This is a genomic window from uncultured Flavobacterium sp. (assembly GCF_963975515.1).
Classification (GTDB): domain Bacteria; phylum Bacteroidota; class Bacteroidia; order Flavobacteriales; family Flavobacteriaceae; genus Flavobacterium.
The window spans coordinates 276,466-296,485 of the sequence record NZ_CAXBGY010000003.1; the positions used below are offsets into that span (position 1 = coordinate 276,466).

23 protein-coding genes are annotated in these 20,020 nt (G+C 27.4%); 11 read left to right on the forward strand and 12 right to left on the reverse strand.

Annotated features, from left to right (window positions below):
- From AAC008_RS05985 to AAC008_RS06015, 7 genes are read right to left on the reverse strand one after another with little or no spacing between them, the layout of a single operon-like run.
- Positions 1–648: an acetyltransferase gene (locus AAC008_RS05985; RefSeq protein WP_339888039.1), complete on the reverse strand. Its 648-nt coding sequence runs from the start codon at positions 646–648 to the stop codon at positions 1–3.
- On the reverse strand, positions 642–1,718 hold the full coding sequence (locus AAC008_RS05990) for a DegT/DnrJ/EryC1/StrS family aminotransferase (RefSeq protein ID WP_339888041.1): 1,077 nt from the start codon (positions 1,716–1,718) through the stop codon (positions 642–644). The genes AAC008_RS05985 and AAC008_RS05990 overlap by 7 nt, the downstream gene beginning before the upstream one ends.
- The gene (locus AAC008_RS05995) at positions 1,715–2,881 is read right to left on the reverse strand and encodes a glycosyltransferase (RefSeq protein WP_339888042.1); all 1,167 of its coding nucleotides are present in this window, start codon (positions 2,879–2,881) and stop codon (positions 1,715–1,717) included. The genes AAC008_RS05990 and AAC008_RS05995 overlap by 4 nt, the downstream gene beginning before the upstream one ends.
- A 2-nt stretch (positions 2,882–2,883) precedes the next feature.
- On the reverse strand, positions 2,884–3,702 hold the full coding sequence (locus AAC008_RS06000; RefSeq protein WP_339888043.1) for a glycosyltransferase: 819 nt from the start codon (positions 3,700–3,702) through the stop codon (positions 2,884–2,886).
- A 19-nt stretch (positions 3,703–3,721) separates the two neighbouring features.
- Positions 3,722–4,690: a glycosyltransferase family 2 protein gene (locus AAC008_RS06005; protein ID WP_339888044.1), complete on the reverse strand. Its 969-nt coding sequence runs from the start codon at positions 4,688–4,690 to the stop codon at positions 3,722–3,724.
- Position 4,691: 1 nt separating this feature from the next.
- Complete coding sequence (locus AAC008_RS06010; protein ID WP_339888046.1) at positions 4,692–5,633, reverse strand: lipopolysaccharide core biosynthesis protein rfaS; 942 nt, start codon at positions 5,631–5,633, stop codon at positions 4,692–4,694.
- A gap of 5 nt (positions 5,634–5,638) precedes the next feature.
- Positions 5,639–6,556, reverse strand: coding sequence for a glycosyltransferase family 2 protein (locus tag AAC008_RS06015; protein ID WP_339888047.1), 918 nt, complete (start codon positions 6,554–6,556; stop codon positions 5,639–5,641).
- A gap of 93 nt (positions 6,557–6,649) precedes the next feature.
- On the opposite strand from AAC008_RS06015, the gene AAC008_RS06020 reads away from it, so the two are divergent.
- On the forward strand, positions 6,650–7,759 hold the full coding sequence (locus tag AAC008_RS06020; protein ID WP_339888048.1) for a glycosyltransferase family 4 protein: 1,110 nt from the start codon (positions 6,650–6,652) through the stop codon (positions 7,757–7,759).
- Here the strand turns inward: AAC008_RS06020 and AAC008_RS06025 are convergent, their stop codons facing one another.
- The gene (locus AAC008_RS06025) at positions 7,760–8,557 is read right to left on the reverse strand and encodes a glycosyltransferase family 2 protein (protein WP_339888050.1); all 798 of its coding nucleotides are present in this window, start codon (positions 8,555–8,557) and stop codon (positions 7,760–7,762) included.
- A 79-nt stretch (positions 8,558–8,636) separates the two neighbouring features.
- Here AAC008_RS06025 and AAC008_RS06030 point away from each other — a divergent pair, with 79 nt between their 5' ends.
- From AAC008_RS06030 to AAC008_RS06040, 3 genes are read left to right on the forward strand one after another with little or no spacing between them, the layout of a single operon-like run.
- The gene (locus AAC008_RS06030) at positions 8,637–9,398 is read left to right on the forward strand and encodes a Kdo domain containing protein (RefSeq protein ID WP_339888052.1); all 762 of its coding nucleotides are present in this window, start codon (positions 8,637–8,639) and stop codon (positions 9,396–9,398) included.
- A 25-nt stretch (positions 9,399–9,423) separates the two neighbouring features.
- On the forward strand, positions 9,424–10,239 hold the full coding sequence (locus AAC008_RS06035; RefSeq protein WP_339888053.1) for a glycosyltransferase family 2 protein: 816 nt from the start codon (positions 9,424–9,426) through the stop codon (positions 10,237–10,239).
- Positions 10,240–10,252: 13 nt separating this feature from the next.
- Complete coding sequence (locus tag AAC008_RS06040; protein ID WP_339888055.1) at positions 10,253–10,831, forward strand: hypothetical protein; 579 nt, start codon at positions 10,253–10,255, stop codon at positions 10,829–10,831.
- A 36-nt stretch (positions 10,832–10,867) separates the two neighbouring features.
- Here AAC008_RS06040 and AAC008_RS06045 read toward each other — a convergent pair whose 3' ends face one another.
- A complete protein-coding gene (locus AAC008_RS06045) occupies positions 10,868–11,929 on the reverse strand; it encodes a glycosyltransferase family 9 protein (protein WP_339888056.1) in 1,062 nt (353 codons plus the stop codon).
- Between the two features lie 92 nt (positions 11,930–12,021).
- Between AAC008_RS06045 and AAC008_RS06050 the strand changes: the two genes are divergently transcribed.
- Positions 12,022–12,783 carry a glycosyltransferase family 2 protein gene (locus AAC008_RS06050; protein ID WP_339888057.1) on the forward strand — a complete coding sequence of 254 codons (762 nt, stop codon included), beginning with the start codon at positions 12,022–12,024 and terminating at the stop codon, positions 12,781–12,783.
- Here AAC008_RS06050 and AAC008_RS06055 read toward each other — a convergent pair.
- Positions 12,769–14,637 (reverse strand): sulfatase-like hydrolase/transferase, encoded by a 1,869-nt coding sequence (locus AAC008_RS06055; protein WP_339888058.1) that lies wholly within the window; start codon positions 14,635–14,637, stop codon positions 12,769–12,771. The genes AAC008_RS06050 and AAC008_RS06055 overlap by 15 nt on opposite strands.
- Positions 14,638–14,679: 42 nt before the next feature.
- Positions 14,680–15,495 carry a 2,3,4,5-tetrahydropyridine-2,6-dicarboxylate N-succinyltransferase gene (locus AAC008_RS06060; RefSeq protein WP_339888060.1) on the reverse strand — a complete coding sequence of 272 codons (816 nt, stop codon included), beginning with the start codon at positions 15,493–15,495 and terminating at the stop codon, positions 14,680–14,682.
- 94 nt (positions 15,496–15,589) lie between these two features.
- On the opposite strand from AAC008_RS06060, the gene AAC008_RS06065 reads away from it, so the two are divergent.
- The 4 genes from AAC008_RS06065 to AAC008_RS06080 all read left to right on the forward strand — a co-directional run bounded on the left by AAC008_RS06065 (position 15,590) and on the right by AAC008_RS06080 (position 18,091).
- Entirely contained in the window at positions 15,590–16,441 is an 852-nt protein-coding gene (locus tag AAC008_RS06065; RefSeq protein ID WP_339888061.1) for an META domain-containing protein, read from the forward strand.
- A gap of 7 nt (positions 16,442–16,448) precedes the next feature.
- Positions 16,449–16,859 carry a Holliday junction resolvase RuvX gene (gene ruvX, locus AAC008_RS06070; RefSeq protein ID WP_339888063.1) on the forward strand — a complete coding sequence of 137 codons (411 nt, stop codon included), beginning with the start codon at positions 16,449–16,451 and terminating at the stop codon, positions 16,857–16,859.
- A gap of 125 nt (positions 16,860–16,984) precedes the next feature.
- The gene (gene def / locus AAC008_RS06075; protein ID WP_339888064.1) at positions 16,985–17,572 is read left to right on the forward strand and encodes a peptide deformylase; all 588 of its coding nucleotides are present in this window, start codon (positions 16,985–16,987) and stop codon (positions 17,570–17,572) included.
- Positions 17,573–17,665: 93 nt separating this feature from the next.
- Positions 17,666–18,091, forward strand: coding sequence for a DUF5606 domain-containing protein (locus AAC008_RS06080; protein ID WP_339888065.1), 426 nt, complete (start codon positions 17,666–17,668; stop codon positions 18,089–18,091).
- Between the two features lie 79 nt (positions 18,092–18,170).
- Here AAC008_RS06080 and AAC008_RS06085 read toward each other — a convergent pair whose 3' ends face one another.
- Positions 18,171–18,587, reverse strand: coding sequence for a hypothetical protein (locus AAC008_RS06085; protein WP_339888066.1), 417 nt, complete (start codon positions 18,585–18,587; stop codon positions 18,171–18,173).
- A gap of 160 nt (positions 18,588–18,747) precedes the next feature.
- On the opposite strand from AAC008_RS06085, the gene mazG reads away from it, so the two are divergent.
- Together mazG and AAC008_RS06095 are read left to right on the forward strand one after the other, a co-directional pair.
- Positions 18,748–19,521 carry a nucleoside triphosphate pyrophosphohydrolase gene (mazG, locus tag AAC008_RS06090; RefSeq protein WP_339888068.1) on the forward strand — a complete coding sequence of 258 codons (774 nt, stop codon included), beginning with the start codon at positions 18,748–18,750 and terminating at the stop codon, positions 19,519–19,521.
- A 176-nt stretch (positions 19,522–19,697) separates the two neighbouring features.
- Positions 19,698–19,991 (forward strand): antibiotic biosynthesis monooxygenase, encoded by a 294-nt coding sequence (locus tag AAC008_RS06095; protein WP_339888069.1) that lies wholly within the window; start codon positions 19,698–19,700, stop codon positions 19,989–19,991.
- Positions 19,992–20,020 lie beyond the last annotated feature (29 nt).

Here is a 20,020-nt window from a genome sequence, read left to right on the forward strand (position 1 = left end):
TTAAAAATTAAGAGGTTCTATTTGTTTTTTTATTATCGCAGGAACACCTGCTACCATACAATTATCTGGAACGTCCTTTGTAACCACAGAACCTGCAGCAACAATAACATTTTTTCCTATATTTATTTTAGGCAAAATCGTAACGTTCGTGCCAATTATTGTATAATTTCCAATATTACAGTTCCCGGAAACATTTGTTCCAGGTGATATTTCAACAAATTTACCGATTTTGGAATCATGCCCAATAGTACAACTAAGATTAATCAATGTTCCTTTTCCAATATGAACATCATTTGTTATTATTGAGCCGCACATAATATTACAACCTTCTTGAATACTATTTCCATAATGACCAATTTGAGAATTTTTACTTACAATAGAACTAAAAACACCACCAATTGAAACAAATTTATCATATATTGTTTTTCTTAAAATTGGATTACCAATGCCTATTGAGAACGTATTTGAATTGGTTTTAAAATAATGAGAGGCCTCTTCAATATTTGTTAAAATATCAAATTGATTATAAAGTTTTTTTTCTTGAAGATCATTTACATCATCATAAAAAGCCAGGTTATTCAATTCATTATTTAAATGTAACACTTCAAGAATTTCTTTTGCAAAACCTTTTGCTCCAATAATTAGCATAAATTATTATTTATAATATTTATAATATTTTTTTGTTCGGGTAATGTAAGTTCAAAATATAAAGGTAAACATAAAACTCTAGAAGCAATAGACTCAGAAATTGGCATTTCATTCCCGTTTACGTAGGGAATTGTATTTAGAGAAGGATAAAAGTATCGTCTTGGAAAAATATTATTTTCATTAAGCACTTTTTGTACTAGAAGTAATTGACTTTCAGAATTAAAAATAATAGGATAATAACTATAATTCCATATGGTGTTTTCTCTAAGTTTCATTTTGTTTAAAATATCAAAATTTATCATTTCATCATAAACAGAAACTATTTTTTTTCTAGCTTTAAATATTTCATCAATTTGATCAAATACTGCTAATCCTAGAGCTGATTGTAATTCAGATATTTTTGCATTTATTCCAAGTCCATGAAAATCTAATGGACCGTTATGGCCAAAATTGTGACTATAAAAGAGTTTGTTATAGGTATTTTTATCATTACAAAACATGGCTCCACCTTCTCCAGTATGAAATATTTTAGTAGCATGAAAACTGCATGTACTAACATCACCGTAGTTAAAAATAGATTTGTTATTATAATACACTCCAAAACAGTGAGCTGCATCGTAAATTACTTTCAAGTTATGTTTAGTAGCTATTTTTTCAATAATATCTACATTGCAAGGATTTCCAAAAACATGAGTCGCTAAAATAGCAGTCGTTTTATTTGTAATTGCTGCTTCAATTTTAGTTTCATCTATTGTTAAATACTCTTTGTTAATATCAACAAAAACAGGCTTGCAGTTTTCCCAAATAATAGAAGATGTTGTGGCAACATAAGAAAAAGGAGTTGTTATTATTTCTCCATTATTTCCAAATAATTTTAAAGCTATTTGAATAGGTAGTGTTCCATTAGTAGTAATAATAATATTTTCTACTTTTAGAAAACTTTTTAATTTATCTTCTAATTCTAAGGTTAATTCGCCTCTATTTGTTAGCCATTGGTTTTTCCAAATCCTTTCAAGATATTGGTTATAAGCAATTAAAGAAGGAAAAAAAGTTTTTGTTACAGTTATCAAAATAATAAATTGTTAAAAAATTCTAGTCTTGGGGTAATTTGATTTTCAAAACTATACAAATGTAACATTTTATTCCTACCGTTTTCAGCAATTTTTTGGAGTTTAACTCTATCCTTATCTAATTCTATTATGTTTGCTACGATGTCTTCAATACTATCTTTAATTAAAATAAAACCTTCATTACCTTTTAAATTTATTTTTTCAGCCTCGTTGAAGTAGTCAGTCATAAAGTTTAAATTGCCATATAATGAAGCTGTTACGCAAGTTGCCAAAGGAAAACCATCAAAGCCATTTTTACTTAAAATAAATGGTCTGTTTGCTGAAATCAATATATGCGTTTCTTTTACTATTTTGGTGAATTCGAATTCATTTAAACTTCCTTTAAAATCAATTATATTTTTAATTTCTGTATCCCTGACGTCATTTTCTGAAAACCCTCCAATTACAATAAAATTAAAAGTTTCTTTTTTGTAAAGTAGTTGTTTTACAATTTTTAAAAATACATCAAACCCTTTGTCAGCACCATCGGATGTGTATTTGTTAGCAAAAAATAATATATTTAAACAGTCAGAAGATTTCTTATAGGTATAGTCTTTAATTTCAGGTAGATTTAAATTTAAAGGTACACCGAAAATAAGTTTAATCTTGTCTTCTTTACAAATTTTTTTTTCAATTAAATATGTTTTTGTAATGTTTTGATTTACAATAACACCTTTAAAATAATTTGACTGACAAACCTTTCTTAAATAAGAATCTATTTGTTCGTTATTAAAACCAAATCCTCCTCCTGGATAAAGTGTGAATGCAAAATTAGTATTGTTCTCTTCAAAAGTTGGATAAAATTTAATTAAATTATTGTAGAATAAAGTATAAGCTAAATCGTAATTTATATTAGTTTTTTTCTTTAAAACATAAATTTTTTCTTTTAACGAAGGGTAGTTAGAAGTTAATAGAGAAATGTTTTCTTTATAACTTTTATTCTGATTATAATGGATGTAAGTTGTACAATCAGTATAAATTTTAGTATTCTTGAAGACGTTACAAAGTTCTGCATATTCATTACTTCTCCATGGTGACAATGGTGAAGGAAAAATATCATCTAATATGACTAAGCCTTTATTTCTCTTTCTAATGATATTTTTAAAAAAGTTTATAATTTTCAAGCTTATTTTTTTAATAATGATTTTATTTTAATTTTAATTTTTTTTCTCCAAGGAATTTCTTCTGGTAATAATACTTTAATTTGTTCATTAAGTAGTGTTCTAATTTCTTTCTTAAAATGAGGCTTGATTTTCTTTATGAATTTAATCCATATTGCCGTTCGTTCTTCTTGATCTTTTGAAGACCAATAGGAAGCACCATGAACACGATAAACAGCCATAATATCTTTCATATAATAAATTTTTCCATATTGACTATTTAACATATGTAAAAAATAGTCTCCAACAGGAGATTTAATAAAGTACTTAGGAAATTTTGGAAACAAATTATTTCGATACATAACCGTACAAGTATGTATGAAATTTCCGTGTGCTAAATCTATAATTGTAGATGTTTCTTTTGGTTCTTTAGTAATAAAGTCATCGGTTAATTTGCCTTCAACTTCAACTAAAGCCTTATGAAAAGTCATTGCATAGTCTGGGTTTTTTTCAAGAAAGTTTACTTGTTTTTGAAGTTTGTTTTTGTCTGTCCAATAATCATCTCCTTCACATAAAGCAATATATTTTCCTTTTGAATTCTTTAAAGTATTTACAAAATTAGGCATCATTCCTATGTTTTGTGAATTATCTAAAAAACGAATTAAGTTTCCCTTTTCGTGATCTGTAATAATTTCATTAACTAACTCAGAAGTTTTGTCAGGAGAATTGTCATTAGCTACAATTAACTCAAAATCAAATGTTGTATTTTGATTTAAAACTGCCTCAATAGTTTGTTTTAAATAATTTTCATGATTATACGTTATCATGCAAATAGATACCATCATAGTCTAAGTGTTGATATGGTTAAATTTGTCTTTTACCTTTTTTCTTATCTTTTCGTTTTCTAAAAAAATATAAGATAGGATTAACTTTTTTCATTTGTTTATCAGCTTCAAAATAATAATCTAATAATTTTTTTTCAATTTTTTCAGAATCAAGAAATGTATCCATTTTTAATTCTTTATATTTCTCATACTGAGAAAAAAGTGTTCGTGTTAAAATTTTATAATCTCTAAACGATTTTGGTTTTAAAATTCCTAAAATTATTTGCATGTTTTTAGGAGATTTTTTTATTTTTTCTGCATTTTTAACAATGTTTCCAACACCCATTTGTTGGTTAGAATGTATTCTATACGAAATCAAATTTTCTGTTGAGTAAAACAAAGTTTTTCTTTCTGATAATATATATGCAAACCACTCGTCATGCAAAAATATTTTTTCTAGAGTTTGAAAAGGGAAACAAAAATCTTTTACTTCTTTTTTAATACACAAAGTAGCTCCTGTAAGGTAATTTCCTTTTAAAAGTAATAATCTATGCAAATCTAGAGGTTTTATTATTTTACTTTCAAAGAAATAAACGCTATCCCAAAGTGAAATGTTTTCAAATAATATTTTATCGTTATCATCAATTAAACTAGCATTTGAAAAAACTCCTTCTGCAGTAGGGTTGTTTGTGAATACTTCTAATGTTTTTTCTACTTTATCTTTTCTCCATAAATCATCTTGATCTGATAAAAAAATGAAATCACCAGAACAAAGCTGAATTGCTTTTTCAAAATTTTTATTACTTTTTAGATTTACTTCGTTTTTATAAAGTGTAATTAAATTTGGATATTTAATTTGATAATCTTCTATAATTTTTATAGTTGAGTCAGTTGAAATATCATCACAGATTACAATTTCATCAACAGTAATTGTTTGATTTAAGATTGAATCAAGTTGTTTTGTTAAAAAGTTTTCACCATTGTAGGTGCAAAGTGCTACTGAAATCATATTATTTTAATATTGTTTTAACCCAATTTTCTAAACTGTATTTGTTGTAAATATCATCAGGTAATTTTTCATATTCTTTTTCGAGAAAATCTTTCGGAATTTCTGTTACATTTTCATTCCAAACAAAAATATTATTTGGATTATAAAAATCATAATTTATTATGTCTTTATTGGTTGTAATTAATTTTTTATTTAAACCAATAGCTTCAAAAACTCTAAAAGTCAAACCGTTTTGAATTTCTTTATGAATGTCTAAAATAATTTTAGATTCTTTCATTCTTTTTTGATTTTCTTCAAAAGGTATAAATTCTGTTATAAATTTAATGTTTTTAGAAAAGTTTTCTGTTTTTGTATTGGATTTAACTTTAATAAAAATATCAGGTTTTAAACCATTGTTAATCAAAAGAGATGTTATTTTTTCAATGGTTAAAAGTCTGTTGTCAAAATTCCCAATATAATAGGCATCAATTATGTTTTTATTACTTGATTGAGTATCAAAATAAAAATTTGTTAGAAGTTGCATGTTATATTTTTCAACATCTTTAGGTTCAAAACTAAATTTTAAATCAAAAAAAGGTAATGTTCTTTCATATCTTCCAATTAATTTAAAGCTATCCCAATAATAAACAATAGATTTTTTAGCTTTTCTAGTAATATATTCTAGTTCATTATTTAATAAATAATCAGGACTTATTATAAAAACATAATCAAATTGGTCTGTTGGTTTAATTTGATTTGCATAATATTTACTCGCCCATTTTTTTTTTAAATTTATATTAAAAAGAGACTTACTAATAAAGTTTAATATTTTTTCAGTTTTGTTTTTGTACTTATAATCGTTAAACAAAATTGTTTTTACCTCAAATCCAGTAAATTCAATTATACCTTTTTCAATGACTTTATGAATACCTAAATAATCTTGGCAAAAAAACAAAACTTTCATTTTTATTATTTTTTATTTTGCTTATGTTTTAAGGAGTCGTTAAGTCTTCCACCTCTAAATAATATTTTGAATAAATACCAATATTTTGGTTTTCTAAAACTTTTTATAAAATACTTTACTTGAAGAAATATTAATATGATTCTATAATTAACATAGCCATAATGTTTTCTAATTACATATAACAGAGATATTTTTAATTCAGTTTTAATTTCAATAGATTTTGGTGTACTTGCACCATGAAAGTGAATGAATTTTGCATCTGGAATTAAATAAGCATATTTATTAATTTTAGCTAATCGAATGCATAAATCCGTTTCTTCATGATATAAAAAAATGTTAGTATCAAAACCACCAACATTCCAAAAATCTTCAGATTTTACAACCATAAAACTTCCAGAAACAAATTGGCCTTGTTTTGGTTGTTTGTATTCAATTTTTCTGTTTGGATATTTTTTAGGATTTATTTTTTCTAAAAAATAACGTCCAAATAACTCTTTTAAAGGAGATGAAAAATGATCTAAAGTTGGTAACAATGTACCATTTTCTTTAAAACTTTGTGGTCCACAAATTCCGTATAGCTTATTTTGTTTCATCTCATTAATAATGATAGAAAAACAGTCGTTTAAAAGTAGTGAATCGTTATTTATAAAAGCATAATAAGTAGCGTCAGAAAATTGACAGCCAATCATATTTCCCCCTCCAAAACCAACATTAATATGATTTTTTAAAAAAGAAATTATTGGGCTGTTTAATTCTTTTAAGTAATTTTCTAGTTTGTCAACATCTTCTTTATTAGAATGATTGTCAACTATCTTTATATTGTAATTTAATTCTTTTGAAGTATGTTCAAAAATGCTTTCTATACATTTAATAGTATAATTACTGGTATTGTAGTTAATAATAACAATAGATAAATCTAGCATTTTAGTTTTTTTTGTTTAATTCTCTTTTGTATCTGCAACTTTTTTTATATATTTTTACAAAAAATAATCATAGGCAAAGTAACAAATAATTTTATGAAAATACTACATATATCTGGTGCAAAAGGATGGGGAGGAAATGAGCAGCAGATAATCTATATAGTGCCACAGTTAAACGAATTAAATGTTGAAAATATTGTATATGGGATAAATAAATCTGTTTTAGAACAAGAATGTAATAAAGTAAATATCCCTTTTTTAGGTGTTAAAACAAGAAAATTAAACAAGTTTTCTAATTATAAGCATTTAGCAAAAATTATTAAAGAAAATAAACCAGATATTGTTCATTTACACACAAGTGATTCCTTAATGTTTTTTCTTATGTCTAATTTGATTTACAGTTTTAAAGTAAAATTAATTTTTTCAAAAAAAGGAGTAGGAGTTAGTGGTAGTTTTTTAAGTAAATTAAAATACAATAATAAAAGATTAGATTCAATTATTTGTGTTTCAAAAATGGTTCAAGATTCTTTTGGTAAGACTTTAAACAAAGAAACTCTAAATAAGACTGTTGTTATAAATGACAGTGTTTCTTTAAATATTTTAAATGAATCTAGTAAAATAAATATTAGAGAATTATATAATATTCCTAAAGAAAAATTTATTATTGGAAATATTGCTAATCACACTAATGCAAAGGATTTATATACATTAATTGATGTTTTAGCAGAATTAAAACATAATTTAAATAGAAAAGATATTGTTTTCATACAAGTTGGAGAATTTTCAAAAAAAACGGATAGATTAAAACAATATGCTATAGACAAAAAAGTATTTAAGGATATTGTTTTTATGGATAAAGTCAAAAATGCTTCATCATTAAATACTCAATTTGACGCTTTTTTATTAACATCACAAAGAGAAGGTGGTCCTACATCTTTACTTGAAGCTATGTTGATCGGAATTCCGACAGTTTCTACTAAAGTTGGAGTTGTTTCTGATGTTATTATTGATGGAGAAAACGGATTTATGGCAGAAATAAAAGACAGTAAATCATTAGCCGAAAAAACAGCACGACTTCTAGACAATAAAGAATTGCAAAAACAGTTTTCAGAAAAAGGAAAAACAATAATTAAAGAACAATTTACAGCAAGATATATAGCTCAAAAAACTTTAGAAGAATATCAAAAAATTGTAGCTAAAAACTAATTATAAATACTGATTTATCCCTTTTTCAATAAAAGTTATCTTCTTTTCTGTGGTTTCTTTTTCGATTGCATTATTAATTTCAAGATTGTTTTTATCTTGTTCTTTATGATAAACATGATAAGCAATGGCAGTTTGCTTCAATCTTTTACCTTTTATGCCAATATTGTGTAAACGTTGAATCATTTCAGAATCATCAATTCCCCAACCGACTAATCCTTCATTAAAACCATTGATTTTAATAAAATCTTCTTTCCAAAAAGACATATTACAACCTCTTAATTTACTCGAACGTTCCTCATGAGTTTTAGCAAATTTCATAAATAATGGAAAACGAACAGTTCTTGTTCTTTTTTTAATTCCTTCTGCAAAAAACCCAAAGTTGATTATTTTTTTATCAAAAATAGTTTTTAAAATATCTTTTTGAATATTTACTCTTGAACCAAATAAATAAAGTCCCTTTTCTGCATAAGTCAAATGATCTTTTACAAAATCTTTGTGCATAATAATGTCACCATCAATTTCAATAATGTAATCATATTTAGCTTTAGCAATAGCTTTATTCATAATCATTGGCTTCTGATTACCATTGTCTTCATGAAAAACATGTATTAATGGAACAGGAAAATCAGCTTGAAATTTTTTAATCAAAATTGTGGTTTCTTCTCTTGAACCATCATCAGCAATTAATACTTCATCGGGTAAAACACTTTGATTCTTTATACTTAAAAGTAAAAGTTCTAAAGCTTCTGGCCAATTATAAGTTGGAGTTACAAGGGATGATTTTGGTAATAAACTCATTTTTTTGATTTATTTTTTGGTAAAAATACCTAAAATATTGGTTTAATTAAATTGTATGCATAATTTTGAAAAAAAAATAATGGTGTACAAACTTAACGATGCCTTTTTAGAAAAGAAACAACAAATTGAAAATTTCATCAAGAATTTCGATAATTCGGGTAAAGTATTCATAAAAGGAAACAGAAATACCATTAAACTTTTTGAGTTAGATAAATTGACTTTAAATGTAAAATCGTTTAAAGAACCCAATCTAATTAATAAAATTGCTTATCGTTATTTTAGAAAATCTAAAGCACAACGTTCGTTTGAATATGCCAATTTTCTTTTAGAGAATAACATTGGAACACCAAGACCAGTCGCTTATTTTGAAAACACATCTTTGCTAGGTTTAAAAGACAGTTACTATGTAAGTGAACATTTAGAATGTGATTTAACGTATCGTGAATTAGTTGAAACCGATTATCCAGATGCAGAAAATATTTTACGTCAGTTTACACAATTCACGTTTTCTATGCACGAAAAAGGAATTGAGTTTTTAGATCATTCACCAGGAAACACTTTAATTATCAAAAGACCTGAAGGAAAATATGATTTTTATTTAGTAGATTTAAATAGAATGAAATTCCATACCAAAATGGATTTTGAAACGCGCATGAAAAACTTGTCTAAAATCACTCCAAAAGAAGACATGGTTGCTACTATGAGTAATGAGTATGCTAAGCTTTCTGGAATTAATGAAGATAAGGTTTTTTCAACAATGTGGAATCTAACTAAAGATTTTCAATATCGTTTTTACCGAAAAAAAAGGATAAAAAAGAGGTTAAAGTTTTGGAAAAAATAGTAATTTTCCATTCTTAATAGTTTTCATGAAGTTATCCGTAATTATTACTACTTACAATTCAGAAGAATGGCTATCAAAAGTTCTCGAAGGTTATTGCCAACAAACCGAGAATGATTTTGAAGTTGTTGTTGCTGATGATGGCTCTAATGAAAAAACCAAAGACATTATTGAATCTTTTCAATCAAAATTTAAATTTCCAATTATACACGTTTGGCAAGAAGACGATGGTTTTCAAAAATGTAAAATTCTAAATAAAGCCATTCTTAAAACGAATTCAGATTATTTATTATTTACGGATGGAGATTGTGTTCCTAGAAAAGATTTTGTTTCTCAACATTTAAAATTTCAGGAAAAAGGATATTTTCTTTCTGGTGGATATTTCAAATTACCAATGGAAACTTCAAAAGCCATTTCATTTGAAGATATAAAATCACAAAACTGTTTTTCAACTTCATGGTTAATAAAAAATGGAGTAAAAAGTAGTTTTAAGTTGACAAAATTAACGCATAATAAATACTTCGCTATTTTTATGAATTGGATAACTCCAACTAAGAAAACCTTTAATGGTCACAATACATCTTGTTTTAAGAGTGATTTAATCGCAGTAAATGGTTTTAACGAAGAAATGCAATATGGTGGTTTAGATAGAGAAGTAGGTGAGCGTTTATTTAATTTTGGAGTTTTAGCAAAGCAAATTCGTTATCAAGCTATTTGTTTGCATTTAGATCACAAAAGAGGTTATGCAACCAAAGAAATTTGGGATAAAAACTTTGCTATTAGAGCTTTCAATAAAAAGCATAATGTTACTGCAATTGAAAAAGGAATTTCTCAATATTTCTAAAATTTAAAATAACATGAAAAAATTAATTTTACTAACTATAATTATAATTGGAATTTTGGGTTGTTCAAACTTAAAAGAAGGTTTTAATTATGAAAATGAAGTTGGAATTAAAACAGAAACAGCTAATCCAAACATACCATTTATTTATAAAAACGGTTATAAAAATTTTGAAATAAAGCAAATTCTTTCATTAAATAAAAAAGATTCAATATATGTAAATCGGTTGTGTTTTAACGCTGTTCTTTCTGCAATGTATACACAAAGAATTATGTATAATAAGTTTGGAAAATGGGATAAAGAAATTTGGTTGAGTGAAACTGAGATGCCAATTTTGATTTGGGAAAAACGAAAACTTTTAGACTCTCAAGCTGAATTATTTACAGTTTTTGTAAGTGGAACTGAAAGTTGGGAAGAAATTTATGCTTCTGCAATTGTTTTTGATTCAAAAGACCAAGATTGTCTATCTGAAATTTCAGATAATAAAAATTTACTAATTAAGTTTTTTTCAACGGAAATCATAAACTTGAGTTCCAATAAAAAATTTCATGATGTATATTCGAAAATGATAAATGATCACAACGAGAAAAAATAATAAGTGCTAATTCTTGAAATTTGTGTAAAAAACAAACTAAATAATTCTCTCGAAAAACGCATCTAATTTTTTCTTAATCAAGTCAATAGGATATTCTTCAAAGTATTTAAAAGTATGTTCTTTTATGTGTTTTTCATCGTGTTCTGCATAAATTTCTGGTTTCAAATCTTTTAAATGAATAGAAATGTTCTTTTCATCTTCAAAAATCTGCCAAGTTTCTTTATCAACACTTGGAGAAAATAATGAAAACGTTGGTACAAATAATGCTTTTGCCATATTTACAGAACCACCTTCATTACCAATCAAAGCATTGCATTGAGATAATAAGCCTAAAAATTCACGTAGACTTTTTCCATAAATATCAAAGAAAATAACTTGTTGTGTTTTTTTGTTACACAAGTTATAAAGTTTTAAAGCATCTTCTTTTTGATTTGGAATATAATTGAAAAGTAAAGAAGCATTCGTTTTTTCTACCGTATAATCTAACAATTCAGCCATGTGTTGCAATGGATAGGTTTTGTACCATTCACTTCCTAAAATACCAATCATAAATAAAGGTTGGTTTTGTGGAATATTGGCTTCTAAAATTGTCTTTTTTGCTGATTCAATTTCTGAATTAGAAAGGAATATTTTTGGCTTAAAATCTATTATTTCTTCTTTGATTAAAGGTTTTAACAAAGCCAATCTGTTTTCAATAGCTAAACCATAGTTGCTTTTTGTGCCATTTGGTAAACGCTTGATATTGTGATTATAAAATACTTTTGAATACCCTTTGTCATAAGATATTTTATATTTTGCACCAGAAAAAAGAGTAATTAAATTGGTTTCTAATTTACTGTAAGCATCAATTACGACATCATATTTTTGACTTCTAATTTTAAAAATGAATTTAAATAACGATAAATAGTTTTTTCGAACCTTTTGTTCTAAAACAATTATGTTCGAAATCGCTTTGTTTTCTTTTAAAACATCCACGCAATTGGCATAGCACATATAATCAATTGTTGCATTTGGGTAATGATCTTTAAGGCTATTGGCTAATATTGAACTGGTTAAAACATCACCAATTCGTTTTTGTTGAATGATTAAAATTTTCATTTTTATAATTTAAAGTGCTAATGTACATAAGTAATATCAAACATAAAAACTTTAAATAAAAACTGTATTTTTGCAAGTATAAAATTCAAATTATGGCAATCAGCGGTTTAGTTATTACATTTAATGAAGAAAAAAACATTGGAAAATGTATTGATGCTTTATTCAAAGTTTGTGATGAAGTCATTATTGTTGATTCATTAAGTAAAGACAGAACAGTTGAAATAGCTGAATCTAAAGGGGCAAAAGTAATTTCTCAAGCTTATTTAGGTGATGGACCACAACGAACGCATGGTCTACCTTATTGTAAAAATGATTGGATTTTAAACTTAGATGCTGATGAATTTTTAGATAAAGATGCTGAAAAATTCATTGTTGAAGAACAATATTTAATAGGAAACTATGATGCTTTTTCTTTTAGAGTAAAGAATTTTTTAGGTGATGAATTAATCGATTTTTCAGGTTGGTATCCAGATCATAAAGTTCGTTTTTTTAACAAAGTAACAGCAAAACCATCAGAAGCTAAAGTACATCAATCTATTGTAACAACTAATGAAAAGAGAGTTTCAGTTCATATTTTACATTATGGTTGGGATTCATTAGAACAAATTATAGCTAAGAAAAATCAATATTCAACTTGGCATGCACAACAACTCTTTGATCAAGGAAAAAGAGTAGGAGCAGCAAAACCAGTAATCAATGGATTAACAGCATTTATTAGATGTTATTTCTTGAAAAAAGGAGTTTTTAACGGAATAGATGGAATTACAATTGCCTTGATTCAAGGATTCTTTTCACACATGAAATATGCGAAATTGCTAAAATTACAACGTCAAGAAAAATTATTGAACCGTTAATTGATTTTTGATAATTCGTTCGTTAAACGATTGTACATAAGCTTTTATAAAACGTTCCATTGTTGCCGTTTTTTCTTTTTCAGTCGAAATTAAATTGGTTTTCATCAATTCATCTTTCTTGAAATTATATAAAGCCAATGCTTTTTTGCCATCAAAAGCCATGTAATAATCACCTTGAATGTAATGGTAAATATTGTCTAAATAATACACCACAAAATCCTTGTCAGATTGATATGATTTACCAAATGAAACCATATTAGTTTTAATTTGTAATAAATCAATTAAAGAAGGCATAATATCAATTTGTTGAATGTTTTTATAATTTACACCTTCAAAAGTTGGATTTCCTGGGTTATAAAATAAAATAGGCACTCTAAATTTTCCAACATTAGTTTTGTATTTATCTTCTGTTGGTTCAGATGAAGTATGATCAGCAGTAATAACAAAAATGGTATTTTTAAACCAATCTTGTTTTTGTGCAGTAGCAAAAAATTGTTTTAAAGCATAATCAGAATACGCAATGCTTTCATGAATTTTTGTAGTTCCTTTTGGAAATTTTCCTTTATGTTTTTCGGGAATTTTATAAGGATTATGAGATGAAATACTAAAGATTGAAGTAAAAAATGGTTGTTTAAAACTCGACATTTTATTGCAATAAAACTGAAAAAACTCTTCATCAAAGATTCCCCATTTACCATCAAAAGCTTCAGGACCATTATATTCGTTTTTACCATAATAAGCGTCAAATCCAGCTACTTTGCAATATTGATCAAAGTTTTGACTTCCGTTAAAAGCACCATGAAAAAATGCAGTATTGTAACCGTTGTCTTTTAAAATTTTGGGCAAACCATAAATTTCATTAATAGAATAACTAGACGTAATCAAAGATGAACTCATCAAACTAGGAATACTAGAAAGCGTTGAAGGAACAGCATCAATAGATAATTTTCCATTAGCAAAACCGTTTTCAAAAAACAGTGATTTTGTAATTAGTGAATCTAAAAAAGGAGTTTGACCACGTTGGATATTTTCTCTTCCAAAACTTTCCAGAATAATAACAACAACGTTTTGTTTTGTAGCACTTTCTGTTGGATTAGTCAAAACTACTGGGTTGAAAATAGAATTCAATTCAGCTTCTTCATAATATTTTGGAGATTCAAGAGTTTCTTTTTTACCAATAGTTTTTAAGATGCAAAAAGGAGTATTTAAAACTAAAGCCGAATGACTAATTGACCCGTAATTAACAGCATCAACAACTTTTAAAGGCTTTTTTTGAAATCCACCACGACCTAATAAAAAGACAAATCCTAGTAAGAATATGAAAAGACCAATTTGTTTAACAACCAAATAGTTAGTTTTTTCCTCAGAAAACACAAGCTTAATATTCGGAATTACTTTCCAAAAAGCAACTGCTAAAACAAAAGCAATTATTGGCAAAAACCAAAATTCAGTTAAAAAGGAGAAGATTAATCCACCAATTTCATGTTCCATTCCGGTTGCAGTAATCATTCCAAAGGAACTTCTTCTTCCAGTGAATTTGTAATACTCAAAATCAACGAAATTCGTTAAGATGAAAAGTAAGTTCACTGCAAAAAAGCCAATTTTTAGTCCTTTTTGATAACCTGATTTATATTTAAATTTCCCTGGAATAAAATGCAGAATTGCAAATACAATATTGATATAAGCTATAGCTGATAAATCAAAATGTAAACCTCCTAAAAACGTTTTTAAGGATAAGCCGTTAAAAGCATTTTTATTGAAATACAAAAACAATAATCTACACAATTGATAAATGATAACAATCAGTAAAAAACGCTTAAAAAATAATTTTATACTTTGGAAGTAATTTCTCATCGATTAAATTGGAATTTGGAATTTCAAATTTTGGAATTTATTTTAAACAGCTACATCATATTCACGTAAAGCATCATTCAATGAAGTTTTTAAATCAGTAGAAGGTTTACGTTTTCCAATGATTAAAGCACAAGGCACTTGATAATCACCAGCAGCAAATTTCTTAGTATAACTTCCAGGAATCACTACACAACGTGCAGGAACAACTCCTTTATATTCAATTGGTTCATCACCAGTTACGTCAATAATTTTTGTAGAACCAGTTAAAACCACATTTGCTCCTAAAACAGCTTCTTTTTCCACTCGAACACCTTCAACCACAATACATCTTGAACCAATAAAAGCACCATCTTCAATAATAACTGGAGCTGCTTGTAAGGGTTCTAAAACACCACCAATTCCAACACCACCAGAAAGATGTACGTTTTTACCAATTTGAGCACAACTTCCTACTGTAGCCCAAGTATCAACCATTGTTCCTTCATCTACATATGCACCTATATTTACATAACTTGGCATTAAAATAACACCTTTAGAAATATAAGCACCATAACGAGCAACAGCTGGTGGCACAACGCGAATACCTTTTTCGGCATAATTGCGTTTCAATTCCATTTTATCATGATACTCAAAAATACCAGATTCCCAAGTTTCCATTTTCTGAATAGGAAAATACATAACAACTGCTTTTTTAACCCATTCGTTTACTTGCCAACCGTTATCTGTTGGTTCAGCTACACGTAATTTTCCGTTATCTAATAAGTCAATAACTTCTCTAATAGCAGCAGTAGTTTCAGTTTCTTGTAATAAAGCACGGTTTTCCCAAGCTTTTTCTATAATTGATTGTAAGTTTTGCATTTTATAAAATTTTCACAAATATAAGATTTAATATAAATTTGGAATTGTTTTTGTTTGGTTAATAATTGATTAATTTTACAAAATAATAAGAATTATGAAAAAGTTTTTAGTAGTTACTTTGATGATGGGTTTAAGTTTGACTTCTTGTAAAAAAGAAGCAACAATGAATAAAGAAGAAATAGTAGTTGATTCAACTGCGGTTGAAATTCCTATTGATATGCACAATGCGATGAGTAGTTTGGATTATCAAGGAACTTATTTAGGAAGTTTACCTTGTGCTGATTGTGAGGCAATTGAAACAAAAATAATTTTAACAGATGATAGTTTTATAAAAGAAGCTGTTTATAAAGGAAAATCAAAAGAAGTTTATAAAGAATCTGGTAGTATTCAGTGGAATAAAGAAGGTAATACCATTACATTAGTTGGTGTAGATCCTTCAAACCTTTATTTTGTTGGAGAAAATGTTTTAATTCATTTAGATTCAGATGGGAATAGGGTGAAGGGCTCTTTGGCTCCTTATTATGAACTAAAGAAAGAATTAAAATCAGAAGTTAAAGAAGAAACTAATTCAGGTACTGAAACTAAAGTTAAAAATCCTAAATTAGAGCTAAAGAATTCAAAATGGAAATTGGTAAAACTAAATGGTAAATCTATTGAAAATTCTAGCGAAGAAGAAGTAAAAGGAATCACATTTTCACCAAATGGAAGAATAAGTGCTTTTGCAGGATGTAATAGAATGGGTGGCGATTATAAGTTAGATGAAAATACTATGCGAATTAAATTTTCAAAGGTTTTTTCTACACAAATGGCTTGTGCAGACATGGAAACAGAAAGCGAATTAGCTAAAGTTTTAGAAGTTACAGACAATTATAGTTATGATGGTAAAATCTTAACCTTAAACAAAGCAAGAATGGCACCTTTAGCTGAATTTCATATAATTAAATAAAAAAATAATGCCAAGAATTCTATCTATAGATTACGGAATGAAACGAACTGGAATTGCTATAACAGACGAAATGCAAATTATTGCTTCTGGTTTGACAACAGTTCCTTCAGAAACATTAATTACTTTTTTAAAAGAATATTTTTCTAAAGAAAAAGTCGAAAAAGTGATTGTTGGTGAACCAAAACAAATGGATGGAACTCCTTCTGAAAGTGCAGCTGTCATTGAAAAATTTATAAAGACATTTAAAATTGCATTTCCAGAAATGCCTTTAGACAGAATAGATGAGCGTTTTACTTCAAAAATGGCATTTCAAACGATGATTGACAGTGGTTTAAAGAAAAATCAACGAAAAAACAAAGCTTTGATAGACGAAATTGCAGCAACAATTATGCTACAAGATTATATGAATAAGAAGTAGAATTAAGAAGTCAGATTTTTGGATGATGACTTTTTAGATAAAAGTTCAACAATTAAACTTTTTATACTGAAATCAAAATACTATTTTTGCACCAAATAAGTTTTATTACTTAAATAATTAAAAGAATGATTTTACCAATATATGGTTATGGCGAAGCTGTTTTAAGAAAACATTGCGAAGAAATTGCTAATGATTATCCAAATTTAAAGGAAGTGATTGCCAATATGTACGAAACTATGAATAACGCTTTCGGCGTTGGATTAGCAGCACCACAAGTAGGAGTGCCAATTCGTATTTTTATTGTTGATACTTCACCCTTTGCAGATAGTGATGATGTTTCTAAAGAGGAAGCAGCAGAATTAAAAGTATTTAAGCAAACATTCATCAATGCAAAAATCCTTAAAGAAGAAGGAGCAATGTGGACTTTTAACGAAGGTTGCTTAAGTATTCCAGATGTTCGTGAAGATGTTTCTCGTCATGATACAATTACGATTGAATATTATGATGAAGATTTCAACAAGAAAACCGAAGTTTATAACGGATTAATTGCTCGAGTGATTCAACATGAATATGATCATATTGAAGGAATATTATTTACAGATCACGTTTCTTCATTAAAGAAAAAGTTGATTGCAAAAAAGTTAAAAAATATCATGGAAGGCAAAGCATTTCCGGATTATAGAATGAAATTTTTCAGTAAAAAAGGAAGATAATTCACTGTTCAGTAAAAAAAGTTAAACTTTATACTTTCAACTTTGCATTTTCAACTTTAAAATATATATTTGCCACCCAATAATTACATTAAAATGAGTTTACAAAAAATATTAGCTATTTCTGGAAAGCCAGGATTATATGATTTAAAATTACAAACACGTACAGGATTTGTAGCTGAATCATTATTAGATGGAAAAAAAATTACTGTTGGTTTAAGAGCAAACGTAAGTTTGTTATCTGAAATTGCTGTTTATACATATAACGAAGAAGTTCGTTTAGCCGAAATTTTTAAAGCAATTGCAACAAAAGAAAATGAAGGTCCAGCTATTTCTCACAAAGAAACAGATGAAAATTTAAAAACATATTTTAGAGAAATTTTACCAGAATTTGATGAAGATAGAGTTTATACTTCAGACATTAAAAAAGTAATGAATTGGTACAACTTATTACAATCAAAAGGAATGATTTCTATTGAAGCATTAACAGCACAAGAAAAACCAGAAGAAGCTTCAGAGTAAGCTCTTTTTAATTATATAAAAAAAAGTCCAAACCTAGGTTTGGACTTTTTTGTTTTATATTGAAAAGTATATTTAATATTTATTTTTTTGAAAAAGACTGAGCTAATTTTGCACCAATCAAAGCCATAGGAATATAGGCTAAAGCAATATCTGCAACCGCAAACCATGTTGGACCAGGAAGCATATAATTAACCGCAATTCCGCCAAGAAGAAACAAACTACCAATTGCAATTGCAAACTTCATTTTATGAGTTGCAGCAAAATAATAAGCTATTGTTGCACCAGCTAAAGTTCCTAATGCATGGGCTAAAAGCGGAAAAATAAAATGTTCATTTGGTAAAGTTGGCATAACAGCTGCTAAAGCCTCCATGTCGTTTGGGTCAATTCCTTCGATTGGAAAAATTGTATTTCCTGCTTGAATAAGTCCCATGTTGATTATGCTTCCTGCAAACCAACCAAGAACGACTGCTAAAATATTTTTGATTATTGGGTTCATGATTTTTTGTTTTATGTAATTCCTCAAATATATAAAACAAATTATTAAAAAGCCTTACTATTTTTAAACTCCATATTTAATTCACTTCTAAAAATATTTCCATAATTTTACATTTATTCAATTACAATCTCAAAAATCAAATTCAATAGCAATTATAAATATGAACAACAGAGAAAATCAATTAGTAGCTTTTAATCGTTTGTTAGATATTATGGATGAGTTGCGAGAAAAATGTCCGTGGGATAAAAAGCAAACTTTAGAAAGTCTACGTCATTTAACCATTGAAGAAACTTATGAATTAGGTGATGCAATTTTAGATAATGATTTGCCAGAAATTAAAAAAGAGTTGGGTGATTTGTTGTTGCACATTGTTTTTTATGCAAAAATAGGAAGTGAAACTAATGATTTTGATATTGCTGATGTAGCGAATTCAATTTGTGATAAATTAATTGATAGACATCCACATATTTATGGTGATGTAGTTGTTGAAGATGAAGAAGAAGTCAAACGCAATTGGGAGAAACTAAAACTAAAAGAAGGACGAAAATCGGTTTTAGAAGGTGTTCCTAAGAGTTTACCAGCTTTGGTAAAGGCAAGTCGCATTCAAGATAAAGTTAAAGGTGTTGGATTTGATTGGGAAGAAAGTCATCAAGTTTGGGATAAAGTACAGGAAGAGTTAAATGAACTTCAAGTTGAAGTCAAATCAGGTAATAAAGACAAGATGGAAGCCGAGTTTGGTGATGTTTTGTTCTCAATGATTAATTATGCTCGTTTCTTAAAAATAAACCCAGAAGACGCTTTAGAACGTACTAATAAAAAATTCATGAAACGATTTATGTATTTAGAGAGTAAAGCGGTTGAATTAGGCAAAGATTTATCAGATATGTCTTTGGTTGAAATGGATGTTTTTTGGGAAGAAGCTAAGCGATTGTAATTTTCAGAGCTCAGTTTGCAGAATTTAATAATCAATATTTATATTAAAATTATATTTAGCTAATCTCATTTTTACAATTGCCGTTGACTTCAGTCAACGGTTATGAGTTTTGCATATAAAGGAATTTAGCCAAATATTTTCAGTTCAATAACTCAACAATTTAATAAATAAAAAAAATGTACTACGCAGTAATATTCACATCAGAACGAACAGAAATTGAAGAAGGTTATGTTGAAATGGCTCAAAGAATGGAAGAATTAGCTAAACAACAAGAGGGTTTTATTGGAGTTGAATCAGCTAGAAATGAGATTGGAATCACTGTTTCATATTGGAAAGATTTGGAAGCTATCAAAAAATGGAAACAAAACATGGAACATCTTGTAGCTCAAGAAAAGGGTAGGAGTGATTGGTACAAATCCTACACAACCCGAATTTGTTTGGTGGAACGAGAATATAGTTTTAAGATATAAAAAAAAATCCCGACGAATCGGGATTTTAA